The sequence below is a fragment of the Variovorax sp. GW821-FHT09B05 genome, assembly GCF_059418265.1.
In genome coordinates, this window is sequence record NZ_JBWKPN010000001.1 from 742,708 (window position 1) to 765,767 (window position 23,060).

A 23,060-nucleotide genomic window follows, 5' to 3' on the forward strand; every position below is an offset into this window, starting at 1 on the left:
AACTGCGCTTTGTCATGAAAATTTCATGAAGCGCCGGGCCGGCGGCTGCGTCGCTGCTTGCGATATCGTGTCGCCGTGATCCGTCGCTGGCGAGCATTGCCGTTCGCCATGACGCCCCCGGAACGAACACGCGCGTCGTCATGCGCTCCCCCAGACAGATGAAGAAGCACGCCACCCTGTCATCGGCCGGCGCCATGGCGCGCCGCTCGATCGTGCGGGCGCCCGTTCGCAAGGCCTTGGCGATGCTGCTGCTCGCAGGCGCGCTGCTGCCCGATGCTTCGCGCGCACAGGCCCTGTCCGTGCAGGTGCCTCATGGCCTCGCCGGGTCTGCCGCCTGGATCAAGAACGTCGCGCTCGGCATCGATGTCTGGCTGGTCGCGCACGAGAATGCGCGACGCACGCTGCTGCTGGGACGCTGCACCGCGTTCGATCCCCGCTTTCCCGAACGACCCGCGCCCGCGATGGTCACGGCCAGCACCGAGGTCTTCCACTGGATGACAGGCGAGGGTCACACCGACCTGCCGCCCGAACCCTACTCGGTGGCGCTGCGGAACGTGCTGCCGGTCCTGGCGACGCACGTGTTCAATGCCGACGAGCTCGCGTCCTGGGACGCCGTGCGCGGCTCGGCGCAGATTCGACGGGGCCTGGCGCTGCACGAAGTCGAGGTCGCGCTGGTCAAGGCGAGCGACGCGATCGTCGACATCAACTCCGGGCGCTACTGGGGCTGGCCGCTGGCACGGGTGGGGCGACTGGCCGACGCGCAGGGCCTGCGGGCGGAAGTCGACGCGACGCTGGAGACGCTGGTTCCCGGTGCGGCCGCGCGCCTGCGCAACATCAGCCTCGTGCCTGCCGGAACACCCGCGGACGAGCCCTTGCTCCGCGCCGTGTCCCAGGCCGGCGAAACGCTGGCCCCGCGGTTCTTCGAGCAACTGACGCCCGCCGACCACGAGGCCTACGAGCGCGTCGCGCGGATCGAGGTGGTGCGACGCTGGTTGACCTTGACCCAGGCGCTGCCGCGCTTCGCCCTGAGCCATGTGTCGGACATGGTTCGCGACAACCCGATGCCGAACGCAGCAGCGGATTTCTGCAGCCGCATGGATCTCCCGGCGTGCCGTCCCGGCGAAGCGGTGGAGGCCGCCATCACTGCATACCTCTTGGCATTCGGCAGCGCCTTGCGCAGCGATACGACGGTGGATGCGGCGCGGCTGATCGTGCGCAAGCTGCCGAGCTCGGGGTGCTCCTAGATTCGTGGCCGGGCTCGGCGAAGCGGCGTGCTAACGTCGATGCCAAAGGGGCCTCGGCCGAGGCCCCGACCACTCCGACGAAGATTGGACCGATGAGCCTGACCCGCGCATGGTCGCGCCTCCAGTCACTGCGCGACCAGCCGGCCCGCAGCGACGTGCTGCTGACGCGCGCGGCCCTGATCTGCTGCGTTCCGATCATGCTGGCCTACGGCTGCGCCGGGCTCGTCTATGGCGAACTGCCGATGCTCACGCCGTTCGGCTTCGTCGAGATGCCCGGTGCCTGCGCCTGGCTCACGGCCGCGATGGCCTTCGCGCTCGCGGTGCTGGCAACCGACTGGCTGGTGCGCGGCGAGCTGGCCACCCCGCGTGCCTCGGTGATCGTCACGACGCGCTCATGGCGCGTGGGCGATCCGCCGATGCCTGCCCTGCCGCCGCATGTGTGGCCGCAGCCGCGCAGCTCGCCGCTGCGCATCGCCTGCCTCGGCATCGCGGCGGTGGCCTGCGCCTCGGCACTGGTGGGACGCGCCACGCTCGCGCTGGGCTGGCAGGCCTTCGCGCGGCCGGGCGGGCTGGCGCCGAACGCGGAATGGCCGCTCTATCCGCTGCAATGGCTCTGGCCCTGGTTGCTGCCGCTGACCCGCCGCCCCGTGGTGCTGGGCACGATCGTGGTGGGCGCGGTGCTGCTGCTGGCCGCCTACCTGCTGGCGTGGCGCAAGGTGCGCGGTGCCTGGCTGCCGTTCATCACGATGCTGCCGCTGCTGGTGGCGGTCCATTTCCTCGGCGCCGCCGGCTTCGACTTCGCGGCCGCGCGCGGCCTCGGCGGGATCGTCGAACCCGAGCTGTCGGCCGCGCTGGCGCAGCGTCCCGGGCACTACAACATCCACACCTTCCTGAGCCTGTGGTGCGCCATCGGGGCGCTCACGGTCGGGATGATCGGAGGCTTCTGGCTCGAGGCCTCGTCGGTGTTCGAAGAAGACTGAGCGGGCACCAACGCGAACAGCTCAGGTCCTGCGCGCGATCCGCACGATGGCGTCGTAGATCTCGTGCTCCGCGTCCGCCGGATCGATTTCGCCCGCGGCCGCCGCGAACGAGACGGCCTCGGCCGTGCCCAGCATCGCGCGCATGCCCGCGAGCGCGAGCGGCTGCTTGGCAAAGGGCTGCAGTGCATCGCGGCACTTGGCGAGAAACAACGCCTCGTGCTCCTTCTTGAGCGCATCGAGTTCGGGCGAGCCGGCCAGCGCGGCGCTCACGCCCGGCATCTCGCGGCCCATCTCCATCACGCAGTTGAGGTAGGTGGCGGCGATCACCTTCGCCACGGCCGGCAGCGACCGGGCCGACGCCCGCAGGGCCTCGTCCATCAGTGCGTGCTGCCGGCCGTCGTACTCCTCGTAGAGCACGCCGAGCAGCCCGGTGCGCGTGCCGAAATGGTCGTAGACCACGGGCTTGGTCACGCCCGCGCGCTCGGCCAGGTAGCCCAGCGTGAGCGCGTCGGTGCCTTCGCCGCGCACGATGGACCACGCCACGTCCAGCAGCTGGCGGTTGCGTTCCTCCTTGGGCAGGCGCTTCTTCGCCGCGACTTGCACGGCCGGTTTCGTCGGGTTGCTTGACATCCTTAAACTACCAAAGGTAACCTACGAAGCGTAGACTACTAAAGGTAGTTTACACCCAGCCTCAAAGGAACCACCTCCATGCATGCCCTCATCGTCGTCAGCCATCCCTCCCCGCAGTCGCTCACGCACGCCATCGCGCGCTCGTTCGCCGAAGGCGTCGAGGCCTCCGGCGACCACAGCACCGAGATCGCCGACCTCGCCGCGGAGGGCTTCCAGCCGGCCTTCAGCCAGGCCGATGCCACCGCCTACCTGCTGCAGGCGCCGCTGCCGGCCGACGTGCTGCGCGAGCAGCAACGCATCGACCGCGCCGACGCGCTGGTGCTCGTCTATCCCGTCTACTGGTGGTCGTTCCCGGGCCAGCTCAAGGGCTGGATCGACCGCGTGTTCTCCAACGGCTGGGCCTACGACGAGCGGCCCGACGGCTCGCTCGGCAAGCGGCTCGGCCACCTCCCGATCCACCTGATCGGCATCGGCGGCGCGGACGGCGGCACCTATGCGCGGCACGGCTACGACAAGGCGATGCGCACGCAGATCGACCACGGCATCTTCGATTTCTGCGGCGCGCCGGTGCTCAGCTCGGAGTTCCTGGTCGATGTGAATGGGCAGGGCGGGGCCGCGCATCTGGTCACCGCGCGGGGGCTTGGCAGCCATGCGTTTGCGAAGGGCGCACTGGTCGGCGGCAAGCGGGCCGAGGCGGCCGAGTTGGCGTCATCGAACTAGGCTCGGGCTTCGATCGAAACCGCAGGCCCCGAGGTCAGAACTCGAAGGCCGCGCGAAGCGACGCCTCCACCTTGGCGTCCTCGATCTCGGGCAGCAGCATGACCACGCCCTCGCTGGCCCATTGCGTCAGGGCATCGAGCAGCGCCAGCCCAGGCGGAAGCCATGGCGAACCCGGCGTGGCCTCCTGCACCGCCGCCAGGCTCGAACCCCGGCGCAAGGTATCGGCGCGCTGAACGATGAGGAAGCGCGACCGCGTGGTCCCATTGCCGAGCCACAGTCCGCCGGGCGCGAGCAAGTATTCGCCACGGGGCGATCGCATGTAGGTGGACGCGTCGCTGCCGAAGAACAGCCGTCCGCCGTCGAAGTCGGCGAGGTACGCGTAGTCCCCCGCGAGCAGGCCGTACTCGGTGTTCTTGCTCGATCGGGACCATGCGATCGACTCGGCCAGCTTCACGCGCCGCGGTTCGCCGACACGCGCCAGCGACTTCGCGTCCACGAAGGCGTATTCCCCCTGCGGCGCCGCCCACGCGGCGACAGGCAGCGCGGCGATGCCGATGAGCAGTTGTCGTCGATCCATCCGGATTCCCTCTAGACGTTCCATGAAGCCACCCCTTCTTTCTGGCTGGATCATGGCATGCCGCATCGACCGCTCGAGGCGGCGCTCCCTGTCTAGGACGGCTTGCTCTTCAAACCTTTCAACACCGTCGCGAGAACGGCCGTGGCGGCCTGCGGGTCGGACGTCTCCACCGACACCCAGAAACCATGAATGCGGAAGCGGGACACGTACGCGATGTAGTGGATATATTCATCGCTCCCCTCGATGCGACCGAGATAGGAGATCTCCGCCGCTGTCTCGTCCTCGTTCATCCGGACGGAGTCGTCGAGAAAATGGATCGTGCGGCCGCCCCTCACCTGGCGTTCGAGCTTTTTCCGCTCGCGGACCACGCCGGCCGCGACCGCGTAGATCTGCCCCTCGCGCACGGAGACCAGGTGCTCGGAAATCACCAGAGACGCCAGCGGCTCCTTCGAGATGAAGCTCCACACGCCCTCGCCACGCACCTCGGTATCGATCCAGTTCTCGGCCAGGTTCAGTTCGAAGTTTCTCGCTTCGACCCGCGGCGCGCTGTGACAGGCGCTCAGCAGGGCGAGCAGGCAGACGAAGACGAAGCGCACGGTTCCTCCCGCGGTTTTCTGGATGCAAGGTGCGAACGAGACCGCGGGCAAGCAATGCGCCCGGATCCCCTCAGCCCTTCGCCAACCGCCGCCTTGCCTTCACCGCCGAAGCCAGCCCCTCGAGCACCGGCACCGTCTGCGCAAAGCCGATGCAGGCATCGGTGATCGACACGCCGTGCTTGAGCGCCACGCCGGGCTGGAGGTCCTGCCGCCCTTCCTCGAGGTGGCTCTCGATCATGAGGCCGGTGATGCGTCGCTCGCCGCCCGCGATCTGCGCCGCGACGTCCTCGGCCACCACGATCTGGCGCTGGTGCTGCTTGCTGCTGTTGCCGTGCGAGACGTCGATCATGACCTGCGGCCGCAGGCCGTTCGCCAGCAGCGCCTGGCAGCTGGACTCGACGTCCGCGGCCGAATAGTTGGGCGCCTTGCCGCCGCGCAGGATCACATGGCAGTCGTCGTTGCCGCGGGTTTCGAAGATCGCCGCCATGCCCATCTTGGTCATGCCCATGAAGGCATGCGGCGCGCGGGCCGCGAGGATGGCGTCGGCCGCGACCTTGACGCTGCCGTCGGTGCCGTTCTTGAAACCGACGGGGCAGCTCAGGCCCGAGGCCAGTTGCCGGTGGCTCTGGCTCTCGGTGGTGCGCGCGCCGATGGCGCCCCAGGCGATCAGGTCGGCGATGAACTGCGGACTCAGCAGGTCGAGGAACTCGGTGCCGGTCGGCAGGCCCAGCGTGGTCAGCTCGAGCAGCAGGCGCCGCGCGCGCTCCAGGCCCTCGTTGATGGCGAAGCTGCCGTCCAGGTGCGGGTCGTTGATGTAGCCCTTCCAGCCCACGGTGGTGCGCGGCTTCTCGAAGTAGGCGCGCATCACGATCAGCAGGTCGTCCTGCAGCGAATCGGCCACCTTCTTGAGGCGCTGCGCGTACTCGATGGCCTGGTCGTGGTCATGGATCGAGCACGGGCCGACCACCACCACCAGCCGGTCGTCGCGGCCGTGCAGCACGTCGGCGATCGCGGCGCGGGCACCCTCGACCAGCGCCAGGGTGTTGTCGCGCACCGGCACGCGCTCCTGCAGCAGCGCGGGGGTCATGAGCGGGCGCACGGCGCCGATGCGCACGTCGTCGATCCGGGTGGTGTCGAGCGTGCTGTCGCGGGAGCCGATTTCGGCGTCGTGAAGGGGGTCGTCGAGGCGGGGCATGGTCGTGGGGTGGTGTCGGGGGAGCTCCCGCGATTGTCCTCTCGAAAATGCCCACGGCCTCCCGGGCCCGCATCCGGATAATGCGTCGCCCACCACCGCAGGAGACGAGGATGGAGACACAACATGGGACGTGAAGCGACCTGCGCCGCGCGCGTCGGCGACGAATCGGCCGAGGTCAAGGCCCTGCTCGAATCGACCGAGCTGATCCTGCGCGGCGCCCTCAAGCGCCGCTATGCGATCGCGGCCTTGGCGCAGGTGCAGGCCACGGCCGGCGAGCTGCGCTTCGAGGCGAACGGCGAAGCGGTCGCGCTGGCGCTCGGCGACACCGAGAGCCAGCGCTGGGCCACGAAGATCGCCACGCCGCCGCCCTCGCTCGCGTCCAAGCTCGGCGTGGGACCGGCGCAGCCCGCGTTCGTGCTCGGCCGCGTCGACGATGCGGCGCTGACCGAAGCGCTGCGCGGCGCGCGCACCGACGACGCAGCGGCCGCGCATTCGGTCGTGGCCGTGGTCCGCAGCGACGCCGAGCTCGCGGCCACGCTCGAGGCGCATGCCGCGCTGCCCTGCCCCGGGCTCTGGGTCGTCCATCCCAAGGGGCGCGGCGCCTCGATCGGCGACAGCGCGATCCGCCAGGCGCTGCGCGAGCGCGGCTATGTCGACCACAAGACCTCGGGAGTCTCCGAGGCGCTCACGGCCACGCGCTACGTCCGGCGCTGAGCGCTAGAAATACCGCGCCCGCCGGTCGTCGCGCGGACCGACCGCGAGGTCTTCCGACAGGCCCTTGAGCACGGCAAAGCCGGCCTGGAGCGCATCGAGGTAGGTGGGGAATCCCGCCGCGGCTTCGAGCAGGCGCTCGTACTCGGGCGAACCGTCGAACGATTCGAGCAGCACCCAGTAGTACTCGCTCGTGTCGTGCTGTTCCACCGTCAGCGCGATGGAGATGAGAGGGCCGAACATGCGGGGATGCTCGCAGCCCCGCATGACGGTCTGAAGAAAGCTAGATCTTCAGGACGGGGAACGACTTCACGAGGTCGTCGAGCGACTTGAGTTGCGTCATCAAGGGCTCGAGCTGGTGCAGCGGCAGCGCGCTCGGTCCATCGCACTTGGCCTGGGCCGGATCGGGGTGGGCCTCGATGAACAGGCCCGCGAGGCCCAGCGCCATGCCGGCGCGCGCGAGGTCCACGAGCTGCTCGCGACGGCCGCCCGAAGCGGCGGCGCCGGCCTCGCGCTGCTGCAGCGCATGGGTCACGTCGAAGATCACCGGCAGGTCGCCCGTGGTCTTCTTCATCACGCCGAAGCCCAGCATGTCGACCACCAGGTTGTCGTAGCCGAAGCAGGTGCCGCGGTCGCACAGGATGATCTGGTCGTTGCCCGCTTCCCTGAACTTCTCGACGATGTTGAACATCTGGCTCGGGCTCAGGAACTGCGGCTTCTTGATGTTGATGACGCGGCCGGTCCTGGCGAGCGCCACCACCAGGTCGGTCTGGCGCGCGAGGAAGGCGGGCAGCTGCAGCACGTCGACCACCTCGGCCACCGGCGCGGCCTGGGCCGGCTCGTGGACGTCGGTCAGCACCGGCACGCCGAAGGCCGACTTGACCTCCTGCAGGATGCGCAGGCCCTCGTCGAGGCCGGGGCCGCGGTACGAGTGGATCGACGAGCGGTTGGCCTTGTCGAAGCTTCCCTTGAACACGTAGGGAATGCCGAGCTTGCCGGTGACGCGCACGAACTCCTCGGCGGTGCGCAGCGCCAGGTCCTTCGACTCGAGCACGTTGACGCCGCCGAACAGCACGAAGGGGCCGTCGTTGCGCACGCCGATACCGGGGGGGATGGTGACGTTTTTCATGGGGGAGCTCCTGTCCTGAATCTTGGGGCCTATTGTCGACGCTCCCGGCGACCGGGCTCCAAGCCGGGGCTCAGGGCATCTTCACGGCGATCTGCGACAGCCCGCGCAGATGGCGCGGCCCGAGGCGCGCGTCGTTGGCCGAGATCAGGCACAGCGCGCCCAGGTGCGGCTCGAGCGGGCCACCGTTCTTCTCGTACAAGACCAGCGCCTTCTCGCCGATGGTGCTGTTGTAAAGCTCGTTCCAGCTGAAGATGGCCTGGTAGCCGTCGTCGCCGAGCGCAACCACCACGCAGCGCTTGAGCTCCGAGCGCGGCCGCTCGGAAAAGCCGCAGGCATCGAGCACGTCGATCAGCCGCGCGCCCGCGTAGCTGTCGACCTGCGCCACGGCACGGCCCGAATAGCACAGCACCTGGGTCGGGCCGAGGTCGTGGCGCGCGAGGCGCTCGAGCGCCTCGCGCGCGAACGCGGCCGGCCGCGGCACGCCGCCCAGCACGTGCAGCAGCGCGCTTGCCGGCGGGTTCGGACTTTCGCTCGCGGCGCGGCGCGGCTCCACGGGCACAACGGCATCCAGGCTCATCGGGGTTCCTCGGTGATCAGCAGGCGACAGGCCGGCATTCTGCGCGGCGCATCCGGGCGGCGCGATCCGCGCCGGCGTATGAGCCCCATCCACGAAATGCGATTGCGCGATATTCCGGCCGACATAGCGAAAGCCGAATCTACCGCCGATCCGATGTCCCTGCCGCCGCTCACAAGGTGTGAAGAAACCGTAGCGAGCGCCCCGAGGTCGCGCCGAGGACCGGAGCCGTACTCTGTACGGTGAGGACCGCAGGTGCGAGATCGGGGGGCGCAGCAGGTTTATTCACACCTTGTCAGCGCACCAGCCGCGGCCCGGCCATGATGATGAACATGCCGAGCAGGCTGACCCCCACGCCGACCCAGTCGGTCACGCTCGGCTGCACCTTGTCGACCGCCCAGAGCCACAGCACCGCCACGCCGATGTAGACCCCGCCGTAGGCCGCGTAGACCCGGCCCGCCGCGGTCGGGTGCAGGGTCAGCAGCCAGGCGAACAGCGCCAGCGAGACCGCCGCGGGCAGCAGCAGCCAGGCCGAATGGCCCTGGCGCAGCCAGAGATAGGGCAGGTAGCAGCCCACGATCTCGGCCAGGGCCGTGGCGACGAAGAGGGCGAAGGTCTTGAGCAGGTCCATGCGGGGATTCTCGGCGCGGATCGCGCCACCGCCGGCCGCTCGGGCCCGGCGCGATGCCAGGCCCGCGACACCCCGGCTAGGTATACTTTCCGACACATTTTTGCGGCAACCGGCCCCCGCTCGCGCGGGAACACGCACACAACGCCGGTGCCTCGGGAGGACCTCATGGACGAGCACACGGGATCGCGGCGCGAACCGCAGTGGACGGGAGACATCGCAGCCGCGGCCCCCGGCTGGGAGCCGGGCTTCCTGCGCGACGACCGCGAGCGCGGGCGCAAGGCCGGTCCGCTGCTGTGGGGCCTGGCGGCCCTCTCGCTGGCGGCGCTCGAGGCCACCACGCTGTTCTTCGGGCGCTCGGAAGCGATGTCCCCCGCGTTCCGCATCGGCACCGCGCTGGGCGCCCTGCTCTGGCCCTTCGTCGTGGTGCTGCTCTGCTCGCTCTGGGACCACCGCTTCAGCCAGCGCCGCGGCGTCAAGGTCTTCGCCTGGACCTGCCTCGTGCTGGCGGCCGTGTCCTTCGCGAGCATCGCCACCACCCGCGGCTACTGGCAGCGCTGGCTCAACAAGGACAACCTCACGGCCGAGGACTTCCGGCGCCAGGCCGGGCGCTGCGCGCGCGAAGCCGACCTGGCCTGCGAGGAAGCCAACTGGCAGGACTACGTGCGCCTGCTGCCCGGCGACACCCTCGGCCTCGCCAACCTCGGCATGGCACAGGCCCGGCGCGGCAAGCACCAGCAGGCGGTCGAGAACTTCGAGCGCGCGGAAGCGCTCGGCGAAGGCGCCTACGACCTGTTCGCCTTCCATGCCGACAGCCTCTCGAAGCTGGGCCGCGGCGAGGAGGCCATCGCGTGGTCCTACAAGGCGCTGGCGGCGCAGCCCGCGCTGGTGGACGTGCGCGCCAAGCTCGCGCGCCTGCTGGTCGCGGCCGGCCGGCCCTACGAAGCCCTGTCGCTGCTGCAGGCCTACGACAGCCAGGCCCAAGCGCGCGGCAGCCCGCTCTATTTCGCGGGCCAGCGCATCGCCATCGAGACCGCCATCGACCAGGGCGGCGGCGCCGCGGCCCCGGAGCGCGCCGGCCTGCGCCTGCCGGCCTACGGCGGGCACTTCTTCGCGCCGGTCAACCTCGGCGAAGCCAAGGCCATGGCCTTCATGGTCGACACCGGCGCCACGCGGCTGTCGCTGGCGGAAGAGACGCTGCGGCAATCGAAGGTGCCCTACCGCGTCGTCGATCCGAGCGTCAGGATGTTCACCGCCGACGGCCGCCGGGTCGTCGCCAAGGCGATCGTGATCGATGCCATCCGCATCGGCCGCTTCGAGCTGAAGAACGTGCAGGCCATCACCTGTGCCGACTGCCTGCCGCTGCTCGGTCAGTCGGTGCTGTCGATGTTCGACATGCGCTCCAGCAAGGTCCAGGGGCTGGAGTTCATGACGCTGGTGAAGCGCGGCGGCTGAGGACCTTGCGCGCGGCGCTTCAGCCCGCCACGCTCCCTGGCCGCTCCTCCTGGAACAGCCGCTCCAGCATCCGCGCCAGCCGGTCCACGTCCACCGGCTTGGTCAGATGGCCGAGGAAGCCGGTCTCGAAGCTGGTGTCGCGGTCGCTGGGCTGGCCGTAGCCGGTCACGGCGATCAGCGCGGGCGGGTCGACCAGTTCGGCGCGCAGCCGGCGCGCGACCTCGTGGCCGTCGATGCCGGGCAGGCCGATGTCGAGCAGCACGACGTCGGGCCGGCCGGCCTTGACCGCCTCGATCGCCGCGAAGCCGTCGTGCACGACCGCGCTGGCATAGCCCAGCGCGTCCATCAGCAGCGCCATGGTCTCGGCGGCGTCCTGGTTGTCGTCGACCACCAGCACCAGCCGCTCGCCGGGCGCCCGGCCCGAGGCGCCCTCGCCCGCCAGCGGCTCGGCCACGGCGGCCAGGTTGACGATGAATTCGCTGCCCTCGCCCGCGTGCCCGCTGCTGAACACGCTGACCCGCCCGCCGTGCAGCGCGACCAGCTGCTGCACCAGGCTCAGCCCGAGGCCGAGGCCGCCCTTGGACCGCGCGGCGTCCTGCTCGCCCTGCACGAACAGGTCGAAGATGCGGTGGACGTCCTGCGGCGCGATGCCCGGGCCGGTGTCGCGCACCACGATCTCGGCCTCGATCGGGCTGGCGCCCGCGACGCCGGGCGCGGTGGGGCCGGCGCCGAGCCGCAGCTCGATGCGCCCGCCGTTGTCGGTGAACTTGGCGGCGTTGTGCACCAGGTTGCTGACCACCTGCACCAGCCGCGCCCGGTCGCCCGTGACCCAGGGGTCGGCGCCATCGACCTGCAGGTCGAGCACCTGCGACTTCAGCGCGACCAGCGGACGCACCGTCTCGACCGCGTCGTGGATCACGTCGCGCAGCCGCACCGGCTTGGCCTCGAGGTGGATCTTGCCGCTGGTGATGCGGCCCACGTCGAGCAGGTCGTCGATCAGCCGGGTCATCTGCCGCAGCTGCCGGTCGATGATGTCGCGCGTGCTGTTGAAGATGCGCGATTCGATCTTCTCGCGCTTGAGCAGCTCGAGCGCATTCGAGATCGGCGCGAGCGGGTTGCGCAGCTCGTGCCCGAGCATCGCGAGAAAGGTGGCCATGCGCCGTCCCTCGTCCTCCAGCGCGGTGATGCGCCGGCGCTCGCTGAGGTCGCGCGTGACCTTGGCGAAACCCTTGTGGTGCCCCGCCGCGTCGTACAGCGCCGTGATGACCACGCTGGCCCAGAAGCGGCTGCCGTCCTTGCGCACGCGCCAGCCCTCGTCCTCGAAGCGGCCGTCGCGCAGCGCGTTGCGCAGCTCTTGCGCGGGCCAGCCGCTGGCGGCCACGTCGGGCGGATAGAAGGTCGAGAAGTGCCGGCCGATGATCTCGGCCGCCTCGTAGCCCTTGTTCTTCTGCGCGCCCGCGTTCCAGCTGATCACGTGGCCCGCGGGGTCGAGCATGAAGATCGCATAGTCCTTCACGCCCTCGACCAGCAGCCGGAAGCGCTCCTCGCTCGCGCGCAGCAGTTCGTCCTGCAGGCGCCGCTCGCTGAGGTCGCGCGTGATCTTGGAGAAGCCGCGCACCGTGCCGTCGGGCCCGGTGAGCCGCGTGATGACCACGCTGGCCCAGAAGCGCGTGCCGTCCTTGCGCACGCGCCAGCCCTCGTCCTCGAAATGGCCCGCCTCGCGTGCCTGCGCGAGCTCCTGGCGCGGGCCGTCGCGCTGCTGCGCTTCGGCCGGATAGAGCATCGAGACATGGCGCCCGAGGATTTCGGAACCTTCGTAGCCGCTGACGAGCCGCGCACCGGCATTCCAGCTCAGCACCATGCCGTCGGGATCGAGGAAGAAGATCGCGTAGTCGGTGACCGCATCGATCATCTGCCGGTGATCGGCGTCCGACAGGTTGGCGATGGACAGCCACTCGGCGGCGGGATCTGGCATGTGTTTTGTTCTCTCGGACAGTGGGTTCGCGCCGGTTCCCCCTCGGCTGGACCGGGGAGTATTCCCCCGCCCGGCGGCGCGATCCGTGGGACGTTGCCGACATTTGCGGTCGGCCATCCTGCTGGGGCCACTGGATTCGGTTGGCCTGGCGGGCCGGACTGCCGAGGTGTCGAAAGAGAGATGCGAGCGGCTCGCCCCACTCGAGCGTCGACGAGGATCGGCGCCCTCGGCGGCAACCGTCAGCGGCGATCGGGCTGTGTCGCCGTCCGGGGCGCGAGGAATTCAGCGGCCAGGACTGGCGGGTTTTCGCATCGGTGCATGCGCCGCTGCAACCCGGTCACGCAGCAGCGCCCCCGTGCGCCGGATCGCAGGCCAGCGGGATCGGATTTCACTGTGCCGTGAGAACCACGATCTCGCCGTTGGAGCCCCGCTGATAGAACAGCTCGTTGCCTTTCAGGCGCACCTCGTTGCATCGGCTTTCGAGGGCCTTGCGCATGTCCTGGCACAGCTTCGTGCCATCGAGCCGGACCGTGCCGTCGAAGATGCCTCCACCGGGCCCGGCACCGGTGCCGCCGCGCCGGTACGCCAGCCGGAAGTAGTCGTCGGGGCCGAAGTCCATCGTCCAGCCCGTGCCGTCCACGCGCGTGCCCACGAACTTCTTGCCGTTGAGGCCCTTGAGCGTCTCGGGCGTCAGTGCCACGGCCTCCGCCGGAAATTCCGGCGCGGCCGACTGGGCCAGCGCAGCCGGCAGAGCGATCCCGAGCGCAGCCGCTGCGAATGCGCAGCGACGGATATGTTGCAGGGTTCTCATGCTTTCGATCTCCTATCCGCCTCGAGGCGTGAGTTGAAGCGCCCCCTCCGGGTGCTCCGCGGCGGAAGTATTGAGACGGGCCCGTTCCTTGGCATCCTTCGAATCAAGTAGATCCTCGCCAGGCACCGCACGCGTCCCCTACAGCGGGGACAGACAAGCCGGGCCCCTGCGAACACCATCGCGCTGCAGGAGACACGCAGATGGAATGGCTGATCCCTTACAAGCTCGACACCGACGCGCCCGACGGCGGGCGGCCCTCGATCCAGGCCCCGAGCGCGCCTGAAAAGCGGCCCGACGCCGCGCGGCATCGCGACGCATGGGCGCCCGTGCGCGCCCTCTTCTCCCCACACCCGATGCGCGCGCCATGCAACAGGTCGTGATCGTCGGCGCGGGCCATGCGGGCTTCCAGTGCTGCGCCTCGCTGCGCCAGGAAGGCTTCGAGGGCGCCATCGTGCTGGTCGGCGACGAGGCCAGCCTGCCCTACCAGCGGCCGCCGCTGTCGAAGGCCTACCTGCTCGCGAAGGCGAGCGCGAGCGACCTGCATTTCCGGCCCGAGCGCTTCTTCGAGGAACAGCGCGTGCAGCGCGTGCGGGGCCGCGTCGAGCTGATCGACCGCGCCGCGCAGCGCGTGGTGCTGACGTCGGGCCAGGCGATCGCCTATGACCATCTCGTGATCGCCACCGGATCGAGCCCGCGCCGCATGCGCGTCGAGGGCGCGGAGCTCGAGGGCGTGATGAGCCTGCAGACGCTGGACGATGCCGACCGGCTGCGCGAGCGGCTGGCCGACAGCCGGCGCGCGGTGGTGATCGGCGCCGGCTTCATCGGGCTCGAGTTCGCCTCGGTGGCGCGTGCCTTGGGCCTGGACGTGACGGTGCTCGACGTGGCCGATCGCGCGCTGGCGCGGGCCGCCTCGCCGCACAGCGCGCAGGCCGTGGCGGCTTCGCACGAGGGCCGCGGCACGCGGCTGCGCTTCGGCTGCGGCGTGACGGCGCTGGAGGGCCATGCGGGCCGCGAGGGCGGGATCGCGGCGGTGCGCACCGCCGACGGCGAGACGTTGCCGGCCGACCTCGTGGTGGTGGGCATCGGTGCCGAGCCGCGCACGCAGCTCGCGGCGCAGGCCGGGCTCGCGGTCGACAACGGCATCCGCGTTGATGCGCAGCTGCTGAGTTCCGATCCGGCGATCTCGGCCATCGGCGACGTGGCGGCCTTTCCGGATCCGGTCAGCGGTCGCCCCATCCGGCTCGAGTCGGTGCAGAACGCCGGCGACCAGGCGCGCAGCGTGGCGGCGCGGCTCACAGGCAAGACGGTGGCGCACGGCCCGGTGCCGTGGTTCTGGAGCGACCAGGGCGAACTCAGGCTGCAGATCGCCGGGCTGCGCGCGGCCGACGATGCGCACGTGGTTCTGCGCGATGCGGCTTCACCGGCCGCCACCGTGCTGTGCATCCGCGAAGGCCGCCTCGCGGCGGTCGAGACGCTCAACCGCGCGGGCGATCACATGCTGGCGCGCCGGCTGCTGGCCAAGGGCGTGGCGCTGAGCGAGGAAGAAGCGCGGGCGCCGGGCTTCCAGCTCAAGGCGCTGGCCTGAGCCGCACGCGCTTCAGAGCACGTCGCTGCCCGACAGCGAAGGCGTCTGCGCGATGCGCTCCGAGATGACGCGGCAGGCCTCGAGCAGCGGTGCCACGTAGGCCTGGGCCGGGTCCTCCTTCTGGCGGAACACCAGCGTGCTCACGCTGATCGCCGCCACCGGCACGCCGCCCACGCCGCGGATCACCGCGCCGAAGCAGAAGATGCCGGCTTCGTTCTCTTCGTTGTCGACCGACCAGCCGCGCTCGCGCGTCTTCTGCACCTCGGCGCGCAGCGCTGCGGCATCGACGGTGGTGTTGGGCGTGTAGCGCGGCATCGGCAGGCGCTGGACCAGCGCCTGCAGCGCGCCGTCGTCGAGCGCCGCCATGTAGGCCTTGCCGACGGCGGTGGCGTGCAGCGACACGCTGGTGCCGATGCGCGAGGCCATGCGCACCGCGCTCGGGCTCTCGAGCTTCTCGATGTAGACCATGGTCGTGTCGTTGGGCACGGCCAGGTGCACGGTCTCGCCCGTGAGGTCGCGCAGCCGCTTGAGCTCGTCGACGGCCGCCAGCCGCAGCTCGGAACGGCCCCAGCTGCGGCTCGCGAGCTGGATCAGCCGCGGGCCCAGCCCCAGGGTCGCGCTGTGCGGGTGCTCGACCAGCAGGCGCTCGGCGATCAGCGCCGCGACGATGCGGTGCACCGTGGGCCGCGGATAGCCGCTCGCGCGCATCAGCGCCGCGACGTTGACCGGCTCCTGCGCATCGGCCACCAGTTGCAGCACGTGCATGAACTTGGAGAACGAGGCGGTGCCCGCGACCTGGTTCGCGGAAGCGGCGGAAGAAGCGGGAGCGGCGGAGGAAGACCGGGGAGCGGGCATGGACGAAGGGACGAGGCCGGCGCGGGCACCGGCGGGAACGAGGGCCGGGCCATTATCCATACCCTCCATCCAGTCCACGCGCATCGGGCGCGCCCTCAGCTCACCATGTAGCCGCCGTCGACCGGCAGCACCACGCCGGTCATGAACGACGCGGCCGGCGTGCAGAGGAACATCGCGGCGCGCGCCACGTCGTCGGGCGTGCCCCAGCGGCCCAGCGGCGTGCGCGCGAGGATCGGGCCCGCGCGCGCGGGATCGTCCTGCAGCGGTTTCGTGAGCGGCGTCGCGATCCAGCCCGGCGCGATCGCGTTCACGCGGATGCCGTTGGCCGCGTAGGCGATCGCCAGCGACTTGGTGAGCTGGGCCACGCCGCCCTTGCTCGAGGCATAGCCGGGCACCAGCCCGCCGCCGAAGAAGCTCAGCATCGAGGCCGTGTTGACGATGCAACCGCCGCTCGCCTTGAGGCGCTCGCGCGTCATGCCGCACACGCGCATCGTGCCGGTGAGGTTCACGGCCAGCACCTTCTCGAACACCGCGAGGTCGTGCTCCGCGCCGCGCTGGATGATGCCGGCGCAGTTGAAGACGATGTCCAGGCGCTCGATGCCGCCGATCGCGGCCTCGAGGCTCGCGTCCGAGGTCACGTCGGCCTGCCGGACCTCGACCGCGGCATCGAGCGTGCCGTCGCCGTTGCCCAGGCCGATGGCCGTGACCTGCGCGCCGAGCGCGGCCAGGTGGTTGGCGATCACGGCGCCGATGCCCTGGGTGGCACCGGACACCAGTGCCCGCTTGCCCTTGAAGAGTGCTGCCTCGTAAGTCATGAAGAGGGAGTTGCCTTTGCGTGGATCAGTTCTTGATGTCGAGCTTGCCCATCAGCGTCTTGAAGTAGGCGCTGTCCTTGGCCATCGTGGCCTTGAAGGCGACGTCGTCGGCATAGGCGAAGCCCAGGTTCTGCTTGTCGAGCACCTCGCGGAAGGCCGGCTCGTTGGCGGCCTGCTGGCTCACGGTCTTCAGGTAGGCGATGACCTCGGGCGGCGTGTTCTTCGGCGCCGCGATGCCGCGCCAGGTGCCGATCACCAGGTCGATGTTGCGTTCCTTGAGCGTGGGCACCTTCTCGAAGCCCTTCACGCGCTGCTCGGCCATCACGGCCAGCGTCTTGAGCTTGCCGGCCTGCACGTAGGTCGTGACCTCGGCCGGGCTCACCGCCACCGCGTCGATGTGGCCGCCCATCAACGCGAGCACCGCGGGGCCGGCGCCCTGGAACGGCGTGTGGTTGAACTTCACGCTGGTCTTGTCCTCGAGCGCGGCGGCCGCCAGGTGCCAGATCGAGCCGTTGCCGGCATTGCCCACGCTGAGCTTGCCGCTGTCCTTCCTGGCGGCGGCCAGGAACTCCTCGATGGTGTTCCACGGCGCATCGGCGCGCACGGTGATCGCGGCCTGGTCGGCATTGAGGCGCGCGATGGGCGCGAGGTCCTCGTAGGTAAACTTGGCGAGACCCATGTGCGGCAGCGTCGTGAGTTCCACCGTGACCACCGCGAGGCGGTAGCCGTCGGGCTTGGCGTTGATCACGTCCTGCCAGCCGATGGCACCGCTGGCGCCGGGCTTGTTAACGATGATCATGCTCTGCGGCATGTGCTTGCGCGTGGCATCGGCGAAGGCGCGCGCCAGTGCGTCGGTGCCGCCGCCGGGCTGGAACGGCACCACCAGCTCGACCGGCTTGTTGGGATAGTCGCGCGGTTGCGCCGAGGCGGGCGCCGCGGCCAGCAGCGCCGCCACCGGCAGCAGCGACAGCGCCGCGAGGCGTTGCAGTTTCGAGGCGAAGCGAATCATGGGGTGTGTCTCCGTGGTTTGAAAATGAATGGGACCGAAAAAAACTTGGCGGCGCTTCAGTACGTGGCCCGACCGCCCGAGAGATCGAAGGTGGCGCCGGTGCTGAAGCTGCACGAGCCCGAGCACAGCCAGGCCACCATCTCGGCCACCTCGGCGCTCTCGCCCAGGCGCTGCATCGGGCTCTTGCCGATCATGGTCTGCACGTGCTCGGCCGACATCTGCTCGAGGATCGGCGTGCGCACCGCGGCCGGAGCGATCGCGTTCACCAGGATGCCGGTGGTCGCGAGCTCCTTGCCGAGCGACTTGGTCAGCGCGATCACGCCGGCCTTGGCCGCGCTGTAGGCCGAGGCATTGGGCGTGCCCTCCTTGCCGGCCAGCGAGGCGATGTTGACGATGCGCCCCGCGCCCGCGGCACGCAGGTGCGGCACCACGGCGCGGCACACGTTGAAGGTGCCGACCAGGTTCACGTCGACGATGCGGCGCCACGTGGCGGGGTCGTAGGCATCGAGCGGCACCGTCGGTCCCGCGAAGCCCGCGCTGTTGACCACGAAGTCGATGCGGCCGAAGTGCGCGACCACCGCGGCGGCCGCGTGCTCGACCATGGCGAGATCGCTCACGTCGACCTGCCAGGCGTCGTCGTTCGCAGTGACCTCGGCCATGTCCCACACTGCCACCCGCGCGCCGCTGCGGCGCAGCTGCGCCGCGACCTCCGCGCCGATGCCGCTGGCACCGCCGGTGACCACCGCCACCGCGCCCGCGAAGTCGTAGCCGGCGCGGCCGTAGGCCGTCGTGCTCATCGGATGAACTGCTTGACGTAGTCCGCGCCGAGGCCGACGTTGTCGAAGTGCTTGCGGCACATGTCGATCTTGGTGAACACGTCCTCGTAGCCCATGCCCTTGCCCCAGGGGTCGGTGTAGTACATGACACCGTTGACCTGGAAGTAGGTGATCATTTCCTCGACGTCCTCGGGCACGTACAGCGTGTGCGTCTCGCCCGGCGGCTCGAACACGTAGCTGCCCTCGGTGGCTTCCCAGTCGTGCTCGAGATAGCGCCAGCGCCCCTTGAGCACGAAGCCGTGCACCGCCTGCGGATGGCGGTGGCGGCTCAGCACGCCCGACTTGCGCACCTTCAGCAGGTTCATCCAGTAGCCCTGGCTCGCGTTCAGGCACAGCGGCCGGAACCACACGTTCTCGGCCTGCGGGACCCACAGGCGCTCGTCGGTCGGGATCGCGTGCTGCACCACGATCTCGGGCAACGCGTCCGGAGGATTCGGGTACTGGTAGGGCATCTTCGGGGTCGGGTCCGAATCATCGAGGGGCATATCGATTGTCCATATTGTGGATTTATGTCCATATTGTAGACATCGATGCCGAGGCCACGTCTTTGCGTAAACCCTGATGGCGCGCGCGACTGCGCCGCCGCATCGGCGCGGCGGGTCGGATCACAGGGGTTGCGCTTGCGCTCAGTCGAGCCGGACGGCGGCGGGAAAGGCCTCGACGAGGTGCTCGATGAAGGCGCGCGCCGCGGCGCTCATGCCGCGCCGGCTCGGCATCAGTGCCGAGATGGTCGAATCGGCCGCCACCCAGTCGGGCAGCACGCGCCGCAGGCGGCCGGCGCGCAGCTCGTCGCGGCAGATGTAGGCCGGCAATGCGACCACGCCCATGCGCGCCTCGGCCGCGCGCTTCAGGGTCACCATGCAGGTGCCCTCCATGCGCGGGCGGATCGCGACCTGCGCGGTCTGCGCGCGGTCGTCCTCGCGCTTGAGCAGCCACGCGGGCGTGAGCGACCCGCGCTTCATGATCAGGGTGGCGCAACCCCGCAGGTCGTCGGGCGTCTCGATGGCGCCGGCGGTTTCGAGGAACTCGGGCGCCGCGAACAGGTGCCAGGGCGCTTCCGCGAGCGCGCGCTGCACCAGGTTCGAATCGGGCAGCGCACCCGAGTAGGCGCGGATCGCGAAGTCGTAGCGGTCGGCCACGATGTCGACGTTGGCATCGCTCGCGTCCTGCAGCAGGTTGACCTTCGGGTACTTCGCGAGAAAGCTCGCGACCATCTCGGTCATCGCGAACTGCGAGGTCGCGACCGACACCGTGTAGCGCACGGTGCCGGTCGGCTCGGTGCTGCGGCTGCGCATCGCCGCCTCGGCCTCGTTGGCGCGCGCGATGGTGGCGACCGCGTGGCCGTAGAAGGCCTCGCCCGATTCGGTCAGCGTGATGCGCCGCGAGGTGCGCGCCAGCAGCGTCAGGCCGAGCTCGGCCTCGAGCTGCTGGATACGGTAGCTGATCGTCGAGACCGGCCGCTGCAGCGCGCGCGCCGCGGCCGAGAGGCTGCCCCGGTCGATCACTTCCACGAAGTACCGAAAGTCGTTGAGGTCGAGCACGCGTGTCTTTCGCCGATGGGTTCTTCCGAGTCCGCGGCAACTTAGCACGTTCCGCGCGCACCGGCCACGCGCGGACCCGGGCAAAGGGTCAGGCGTTCCAGTGGCGCGACAAGAACGCGGCCGCGCGGTCGAGCGCCTTGCGCGCGCTGGCCAGCTCGCGGGTGTTGAGCTGGAACACATGGTGCATGCCCTGCCACTCCTCGAGCTCGACCTGCGCGCCCGCCTGGCCGGCCGCCTCCGCGAGACGGCGCGAATCGTCGCGCAGCACCTCGTCCGAGCCGACCTGGACCAGCGTGGGCGGCAGGCGCCGCAGGTCGGCATCGAACAACGGAGAGCCGCGCGGATCGATGGCCGGCGCGCCGCCCAGATAGGCCGCGGCCGAAGCACGCAGGTAGCCGACGTCGAGCAGCGGATCGCCGACGGCCAGTTCCTGTGCGCTCGCGCCGCTCAGGCTCAGGTCGGTCCAGGGCGAGAACGCGACCAGCGAGGACACGGCGATGCCCTGCCTCGCGGCCTCGAGCACGGTCGCGAGCGACAGGCCGCCACCGGCCGAGTCGCCCACCACCGCCACCGCGCCGAAGCGCGATGCCAGCCCCGCGAGCGTGCGCAGCGCGAGGTCGCGCGCGGCAGGCAGCACGGCCTCGGGCGCCAGCGGGTACTCGAGCACGAAGGCCGGCACGCGCGTGCGTGCCGCGAGCTGGCTGGCCAATCCGACATAGGCGTTCGCATGGCCGAGGCCATAGCCGCCGCCATGGATGAACAGCAGCGCGCGCCCGGGCACGGCCTGCGCGGGCTCGACCCACCAGCCGGAAGCGGCTTCGTCGACGGCCTCGCGCGCCGCGACTTCGGAAGCGGTGGGCGTCTGTGCGATGAAGCGGTCGTAGATGTCGCGCGGCGTGCCCGGCGCGGTGGACCAGAAGCGGCCGAACTCGAGGCGCAGCGCGCGCGCCGCGGCGATGTCCTGTGGATCGATGGGAACGAGGGCCATCAGCGAGCTCCGAAGCCGTGGCCCGCGAGATGCCAGGCCATCATCATGGTGGTGATGTTGGGCGGCGCGCTCGGTGCCCTGGGCATGATCGACGCGTCGATCACGAACAGGCCCGGCACGCCGTGCACGCGGCCGCCGCCATCGACCACGCCCTGGCCGGGCGGCCCCATGCGGCAGGTCGAGGTCGGGTGCGCGTAGCCGTCGAGCTGCTGCTCGATCGCGCGCTGCAGGTCGTCGCCATCCGAGAACTCCGGCCCCGGCGCCATCTCGGCCGCGACCATCTGCGCGAACGGCGACTGCCGCCCGATCGCGCGCGACAGCCGCACGGCCTCGAGCATGCGCGCCATGTCGCGCGGCGTGCCCAGCAGGTTGTAGCGGATGCGCGGCGCGCTGCGCGGATCGCGGTCGGCCAGCTCGAGGCTGCCGGTCGCCTCGGGCTGCGTCACCGACACCGCCAGCACGATCGCGCCGCCCGTCGGGCTCAGCGCCGGATCGAACAGATGGGTGGCCGAGATGTGCAGATCGAGGTCGCCGGGCTCGGCCTGCGAGGACGCGGCCCAGAGGATCGCGCCCGCCGCGGGATGCATGCCGGCCGCCTCGGGCGTCAGCGCATAGACGTTGTAGTAGAACGGATGCTCCTGCAGCCCCTGCCCCACCGGCAGTTCCGCCACCAGCGGAATACCCAGCGACGCTAGGTGCGGCGCGGGACCGATGCCCGATCGCATGAGGATCGCCGGACTGCCGAAGGCGCCCGCGCTGAGGATCACCTGGCCCGCGCGATGGCTCTCGCCCTCGGCATCGACCACGCCCACCGCGCGCCCTTCCTCGAACAGCACGCGGTCGATCTCCACGCCGCCACGGATCGTGAGGTTGGGCCGCGCGCGCACGTCCTCGCCGAGGAAGGCGATGCCGGTGTTGATGCGCCGCCCCGAGATCACGTTGAGCGGATACGGCGCGACGCCGGCCTGCTGCTCGCCGTTGAAGTCCGCGACGCGCGCGAAGCCGAGTGCGGCCGTTGCATCGACGAAGCCATTGAGCGCAGGCGTCAACTCGTCGCGCCGCCGGTTGCGGATCGGCAGCGGCCCCGCGCGGCCGCGGAACGCGTCGTCGCCGTCGGGCGTGTTCTCGATCGCCTTGAAGGCCTCGAGCAGCTCGGGCCATTGCCAGCCCTCGATGCCCAACGCGCGCCACTTCGCGAAGTCCTCGGGCCGCGAGCGCATCGCCACCGCCGCGTTGACGGCCGAGCTGCCGCCCAGCGTCTTGCCGCGCGGTGCATGGATGCTGCGTCCCGCGAGGCCGGTCTCGGCCTGGTAGCCCCAGTCGTGGCCATCGGGCCCACCGGCCGTGTCGGCATCCGCGAGGTCGCGCGGAAACACGTTCGGCCGGTAGGCTTCGCCGGCTTCGAGCAGCAGCACCTGGCGCGCGGGATCGGCGCTGAGCCGATGCGCGAGCACCGCGCCCGCCGAGCCGCCACCGACAACGATGACGTCGAAGGCAGCGCTCATCGCGACAGCGCTCCGGCCACCTGGCCCATCAGCACCGCGAACGGCATGTCGAGCGCGGCATACACGTCGAGCGCCTTCGGATCGGCGTTGTCGCCCATGATCTCGACCATCAAGGTCGCGTAGTCGGAGATCTCGATGCCGAGCGTCGTCAGGCGCGCGATGCCCGCTTCGCGCTTGGCGGCCGAGAAGGTGCCGCAGGCGTCGATGGCGATGATCGGCTGATAGCCCTCCTCGCGCGCCGAGATCGCCGGCAGCGAGGCGCAGACCTCGAAGGACAGCCCCGCGATGATCAGGTGATCGCGCTTGGTCGCCTTCACCGCCTCCACGAACGGCGGGTAGTCCCAGGCGTTGACCGTCGAGCGGTCCATGATCTCGCCGCCGCCCAAGGCGTCCTTGAGCTCGGAGGCCGTCGGCCCCCACATGCTGTCGCGCGCCGTCGTCACCGCGACGATCGGCAGGCCCAGGACCTTGGCCGCCTTCGCGAGGCCGACGACGTTGTGCTTGAGGTCGCTGACCGTCATGTCGCGCACGCCGGTCATCAGGCCGACCTGGTGATCGATGAGCAGAACGGCGGTGTTGTCCCGCGTCATGCGGGTGCGTTGGGTTTGCATTGGTGTGACTCCTTGCGCTGGTTGGTGCGGGTTCGAAACGTGAGGCATTCGAACGGATGCGCCAGGCAGGGTCAACGAGATCGGCGGGGA

The 23,060-nt window shown here is 70.3% G+C and carries 26 protein-coding genes; 7 read left to right on the top strand and 19 right to left on the bottom strand.

The window, feature by feature from the left end:
- The first annotated feature begins 158 nt into the window (after nucleotides 1-158).
- Both AC07RM_RS03040 and AC07RM_RS03045 read left to right on the top strand, forming a co-directional pair.
- Nucleotides 159-1,244 carry a hypothetical protein gene (locus tag AC07RM_RS03040; protein WP_495332880.1) on the top strand — a complete coding sequence of 362 codons (1,086 nt, stop codon included), beginning with the start codon at nucleotides 159-161 and terminating at the stop codon, nucleotides 1,242-1,244.
- A 92-nt stretch (nucleotides 1,245-1,336) separates the two neighbouring features.
- Entirely contained in the window at nucleotides 1,337-2,224 is an 888-nt protein-coding gene (locus tag AC07RM_RS03045) for a hypothetical protein (protein ID WP_495332882.1), read from the top strand.
- A gap of 21 nt (nucleotides 2,225-2,245) precedes the next feature.
- Here the strand turns inward: AC07RM_RS03045 and AC07RM_RS03050 are convergent, their stop codons facing one another.
- Nucleotides 2,246-2,854: a TetR/AcrR family transcriptional regulator gene (locus AC07RM_RS03050; protein ID WP_495332883.1), complete on the bottom strand. Its 609-nt coding sequence runs from the start codon at nucleotides 2,852-2,854 to the stop codon at nucleotides 2,246-2,248.
- A 78-nt stretch (nucleotides 2,855-2,932) separates the two neighbouring features.
- Between AC07RM_RS03050 and AC07RM_RS03055 the strand changes: the two genes are divergently transcribed.
- Nucleotides 2,933-3,574, top strand: a complete 642-nt coding sequence (locus tag AC07RM_RS03055) for an NAD(P)H-dependent oxidoreductase (RefSeq protein ID WP_495332885.1) — start codon at nucleotides 2,933-2,935, stop codon at nucleotides 3,572-3,574.
- Between the two features lie 34 nt (nucleotides 3,575-3,608).
- Here the strand turns inward: AC07RM_RS03055 and AC07RM_RS03060 are convergent, their stop codons facing one another.
- The 3 genes from AC07RM_RS03060 to AC07RM_RS03070 form a co-directional block, all read right to left on the bottom strand.
- Entirely contained in the window at nucleotides 3,609-4,175 is a 567-nt protein-coding gene (locus AC07RM_RS03060) for a hypothetical protein (protein WP_495332887.1), read from the bottom strand.
- A 68-nt stretch (nucleotides 4,176-4,243) separates the two neighbouring features.
- Nucleotides 4,244-4,747: a hypothetical protein gene (locus AC07RM_RS03065; protein WP_495332889.1), complete on the bottom strand. Its 504-nt coding sequence runs from the start codon at nucleotides 4,745-4,747 to the stop codon at nucleotides 4,244-4,246.
- Between the two features lie 70 nt (nucleotides 4,748-4,817).
- The gene (locus AC07RM_RS03070) at nucleotides 4,818-5,942 is read right to left on the bottom strand and encodes a 3-deoxy-7-phosphoheptulonate synthase (protein ID WP_495332891.1); all 1,125 of its coding nucleotides are present in this window, start codon (nucleotides 5,940-5,942) and stop codon (nucleotides 4,818-4,820) included.
- Nucleotides 5,943-6,065: 123 nt separating this feature from the next.
- On the opposite strand from AC07RM_RS03070, the gene AC07RM_RS03075 reads away from it, so the two are divergent.
- Nucleotides 6,066-6,656 carry a hypothetical protein gene (locus AC07RM_RS03075; protein ID WP_495332893.1) on the top strand — a complete coding sequence of 197 codons (591 nt, stop codon included), beginning with the start codon at nucleotides 6,066-6,068 and terminating at the stop codon, nucleotides 6,654-6,656.
- Between the two features lie 3 nt (nucleotides 6,657-6,659).
- Here AC07RM_RS03075 and AC07RM_RS03080 read toward each other — a convergent pair whose 3' ends face one another.
- The 4 genes from AC07RM_RS03080 to AC07RM_RS03095 form a co-directional block, all read right to left on the bottom strand.
- On the bottom strand, nucleotides 6,660-6,896 hold the full coding sequence (locus AC07RM_RS03080; RefSeq protein WP_093352645.1) for a hypothetical protein: 237 nt from the start codon (nucleotides 6,894-6,896) through the stop codon (nucleotides 6,660-6,662).
- Nucleotides 6,897-6,936: 40 nt separating this feature from the next.
- Nucleotides 6,937-7,782 carry a 3-deoxy-8-phosphooctulonate synthase gene (gene kdsA / locus AC07RM_RS03085; RefSeq protein ID WP_296795160.1) on the bottom strand — a complete coding sequence of 282 codons (846 nt, stop codon included), beginning with the start codon at nucleotides 7,780-7,782 and terminating at the stop codon, nucleotides 6,937-6,939.
- Nucleotides 7,783-7,852: 70 nt separating this feature from the next.
- The gene (locus AC07RM_RS03090) at nucleotides 7,853-8,359 is read right to left on the bottom strand and encodes a hypothetical protein (protein ID WP_495332895.1); all 507 of its coding nucleotides are present in this window, start codon (nucleotides 8,357-8,359) and stop codon (nucleotides 7,853-7,855) included.
- A gap of 292 nt (nucleotides 8,360-8,651) precedes the next feature.
- Entirely contained in the window at nucleotides 8,652-8,987 is a 336-nt protein-coding gene (locus AC07RM_RS03095) for a YnfA family protein (RefSeq protein ID WP_093347314.1), read from the bottom strand.
- 165 nt (nucleotides 8,988-9,152) lie between these two features.
- Between AC07RM_RS03095 and AC07RM_RS03100 the strand changes: the two genes are divergently transcribed.
- Complete coding sequence (locus AC07RM_RS03100) at nucleotides 9,153-10,439, top strand: retroviral-like aspartic protease family protein (RefSeq protein WP_495332898.1); 1,287 nt, start codon at nucleotides 9,153-9,155, stop codon at nucleotides 10,437-10,439.
- A gap of 19 nt (nucleotides 10,440-10,458) precedes the next feature.
- Here the strand turns inward: AC07RM_RS03100 and AC07RM_RS03105 are convergent, their stop codons facing one another.
- Both AC07RM_RS03105 and AC07RM_RS03110 read right to left on the bottom strand, forming a co-directional pair.
- Nucleotides 10,459-12,414, bottom strand: coding sequence for a hybrid sensor histidine kinase/response regulator (locus AC07RM_RS03105; RefSeq protein WP_495332900.1), 1,956 nt, complete (start codon nucleotides 12,412-12,414; stop codon nucleotides 10,459-10,461).
- Between the two features lie 388 nt (nucleotides 12,415-12,802).
- Nucleotides 12,803-13,225 carry a hypothetical protein gene (locus tag AC07RM_RS03110; protein ID WP_495332902.1) on the bottom strand — a complete coding sequence of 141 codons (423 nt, stop codon included), beginning with the start codon at nucleotides 13,223-13,225 and terminating at the stop codon, nucleotides 12,803-12,805.
- Nucleotides 13,226-13,425: 200 nt separating this feature from the next.
- Here AC07RM_RS03110 and AC07RM_RS03115 point away from each other — a divergent pair, with 200 nt between their 5' ends.
- On the top strand, nucleotides 13,426-13,605 hold the full coding sequence (locus AC07RM_RS03115) for a hypothetical protein (RefSeq protein ID WP_495332903.1): 180 nt from the start codon (nucleotides 13,426-13,428) through the stop codon (nucleotides 13,603-13,605).
- Nucleotides 13,590-14,810: an NAD(P)/FAD-dependent oxidoreductase gene (locus AC07RM_RS03120; protein WP_495332905.1), complete on the top strand. Its 1,221-nt coding sequence runs from the start codon at nucleotides 13,590-13,592 to the stop codon at nucleotides 14,808-14,810. Before AC07RM_RS03115 ends, AC07RM_RS03120 begins: the two co-directional genes overlap by 16 nt.
- A gap of 12 nt (nucleotides 14,811-14,822) precedes the next feature.
- Here the strand turns inward: AC07RM_RS03120 and AC07RM_RS03125 are convergent, their stop codons facing one another.
- The 9 genes from AC07RM_RS03125 to AC07RM_RS03165 all read right to left on the bottom strand — a co-directional run bounded on the left by AC07RM_RS03125 (nucleotide 14,823) and on the right by AC07RM_RS03165 (nucleotide 22,970).
- Nucleotides 14,823-15,665: an IclR family transcriptional regulator gene (locus tag AC07RM_RS03125; protein ID WP_495332907.1), complete on the bottom strand. Its 843-nt coding sequence runs from the start codon at nucleotides 15,663-15,665 to the stop codon at nucleotides 14,823-14,825.
- 95 nt (nucleotides 15,666-15,760) lie between these two features.
- Entirely contained in the window at nucleotides 15,761-16,480 is a 720-nt protein-coding gene (locus tag AC07RM_RS03130) for an SDR family NAD(P)-dependent oxidoreductase (protein ID WP_495332909.1), read from the bottom strand.
- Between the two features lie 25 nt (nucleotides 16,481-16,505).
- On the bottom strand, nucleotides 16,506-17,489 hold the full coding sequence (locus AC07RM_RS03135; RefSeq protein WP_431514328.1) for a tripartite tricarboxylate transporter substrate binding protein: 984 nt from the start codon (nucleotides 17,487-17,489) through the stop codon (nucleotides 16,506-16,508).
- Nucleotides 17,490-17,545: 56 nt separating this feature from the next.
- Nucleotides 17,546-18,286 (bottom strand): SDR family NAD(P)-dependent oxidoreductase, encoded by a 741-nt coding sequence (locus AC07RM_RS03140; RefSeq protein ID WP_495332912.1) that lies wholly within the window; start codon nucleotides 18,284-18,286, stop codon nucleotides 17,546-17,548.
- On the bottom strand, nucleotides 18,283-18,810 hold the full coding sequence (locus AC07RM_RS03145) for a 2,4'-dihydroxyacetophenone dioxygenase family protein (protein WP_093347207.1): 528 nt from the start codon (nucleotides 18,808-18,810) through the stop codon (nucleotides 18,283-18,285). Before AC07RM_RS03145 ends, AC07RM_RS03140 begins: the two co-directional genes overlap by 4 nt.
- Nucleotides 18,811-18,951: 141 nt before the next feature.
- A complete protein-coding gene (locus tag AC07RM_RS03150) occupies nucleotides 18,952-19,866 on the bottom strand; it encodes a LysR substrate-binding domain-containing protein (protein ID WP_208509638.1) in 915 nt (304 codons plus the stop codon).
- Nucleotides 19,867-19,954: 88 nt separating this feature from the next.
- Nucleotides 19,955-20,854: an alpha/beta hydrolase fold domain-containing protein gene (locus AC07RM_RS03155; protein ID WP_495332915.1), complete on the bottom strand. Its 900-nt coding sequence runs from the start codon at nucleotides 20,852-20,854 to the stop codon at nucleotides 19,955-19,957.
- Nucleotides 20,854-22,359 (bottom strand): GMC family oxidoreductase, encoded by a 1,506-nt coding sequence (locus AC07RM_RS03160; protein WP_495332917.1) that lies wholly within the window; start codon nucleotides 22,357-22,359, stop codon nucleotides 20,854-20,856. The genes AC07RM_RS03155 and AC07RM_RS03160 overlap by 1 nt, the downstream gene beginning before the upstream one ends.
- Entirely contained in the window at nucleotides 22,356-22,970 is a 615-nt protein-coding gene (locus tag AC07RM_RS03165; protein ID WP_495332919.1) for an isochorismatase family protein, read from the bottom strand. The genes AC07RM_RS03160 and AC07RM_RS03165 overlap by 4 nt, the downstream gene beginning before the upstream one ends.
- Between the last annotated feature and the right edge of the window lie 90 nt (nucleotides 22,971-23,060).